Annotated in this window: 2 protein-coding genes and 1 pseudogene; 2 read left to right on the top strand and 1 reads right to left on the bottom strand. The window is 47.7% G+C overall.

Features of this window, described 5'->3' with window-relative positions:
- The first annotated feature begins 131 nt into the window (after positions 1-131).
- Both B9Z54_RS20590 and B9Z54_RS20595 read left to right on the top strand, forming a co-directional pair.
- The gene (locus B9Z54_RS20590; RefSeq protein ID WP_113930254.1) at positions 132-434 is read left to right on the top strand and encodes a hypothetical protein; all 303 of its coding nucleotides are present in this window, start codon (positions 132-134) and stop codon (positions 432-434) included.
- A gap of 6 nt (positions 435-440) precedes the next feature.
- Positions 441-734 (top strand): hypothetical protein, encoded by a 294-nt coding sequence (locus B9Z54_RS20595; RefSeq protein ID WP_113930255.1) that lies wholly within the window; start codon positions 441-443, stop codon positions 732-734.
- 136 nt (positions 735-870) lie between these two features.
- Here B9Z54_RS20595 and B9Z54_RS20600 read toward each other — a convergent pair.
- A pseudogene (locus B9Z54_RS20600) lies at positions 871-1,119 on the bottom strand (carboxyltransferase domain-containing protein); the annotation flags it as partial.

Consider the following 1,119-nt stretch of genomic DNA (forward strand, 5'->3'; position numbering starts at 1 on the left):
GCCTATGATGTACTGGTTGAAGTAAGGAATCAGTTTGAAGGGTGCGGAGACCGCTACGGCATGATGCTCACTCCTTTTGGAAAGCTTATGCTGCCTATGAAACAGGAAAAGAAGAGGTCTTCTCCCGTGAAATGAGGCAGTTCCTGAATGAGATGCTGGCAGGGGAATATCAGTATTTCTTGAAGAGGCGGACAACATTTGGACCGGCCGATATCCAGAACTTTGTCCCCATGCTGGTGAAAGCTCAAAAGAATAATATCCACAGTCCGTTCATTTCTGAACTTGGGATAGGCAGCATGGACAATCATCCAGGATATACATTGAGGGTGGATACCTTGGGGAAATTCAGGATCCATTTGGGCAGCCGAATCATCGGGGAGAGTGACTGGCAGAGGGGAAAGGCGAAAGAGTTATTCGAGTTTTATAACAAATAAAATAAGTTGATTGACCGCGAGGAAATCTTCCGGGAAATCTGGCCTGGGCAGGATGAGGATGCGGCCAACCGCAGTTTCAAAGTTTCTTTGAATTCCCTCTTGAAGACTATTGAGCCGCATCGCAAGGCAAGAGAAGAATCCTATTTTATCAGAAGAAATGGATCTTTCTATGGAATCAATCCTGATGCTGTTTTTCAATTAGATACGATTCTGTTTGAAGAGTGGGTGACAGAAGGATTGACAGAGAAAGACCCTTTTCAGGCAAAAGGAGCTGCTGGAGAGGGGTTTGAAGCTGTATGAGGGAGATTATCTGCCGGACCACCCGATTTGCCGATTGGTGCCTGACAGAGAGGGAGCGCCTGCAGGTCCTGTTCCTGCGGGCTGCTGAAATGCTCGCTCAGGTGTCGGTCCGGCTGTCGGACTTCGAAACGTGCACAGTCTGGCTCCCCGCAATTCCTACAGAACCAGCTTCGATTTTAATCCTCGGACTTTTGCCGTCTTGGTGTGGAAATAGCAGGTGACATTCCTCTTAAAAAAGGGAAGCCCGGGGAAAAACCCAGAAAATGCTACTGTGTAGAGCTCACGAGTGTGAATCTCGATCACCTGTTCAATTGACATATCATTGTGTTGGGCAACAACTGGGAGGTCGGGTCCATATTCATTCCCATATAGAACCGGAATGGTG

Origin of the sequence: Bacillus sp. P14.5, from assembly GCF_003316765.1 — a bacterium.
Taxonomy (GTDB): domain Bacteria; phylum Bacillota; class Bacilli; order Bacillales; family Bacillaceae_B; genus Rossellomorea.

Bases quoted from the DNA above. Each gene is read 5' to 3' on its own strand.
- B9Z54_RS20590 (WP_113930254.1), top strand. From the start codon at position 132: ATGAGGCAGTTCCTGAATGAGATGCTGGCAGGGGAATATCAGTATTTC.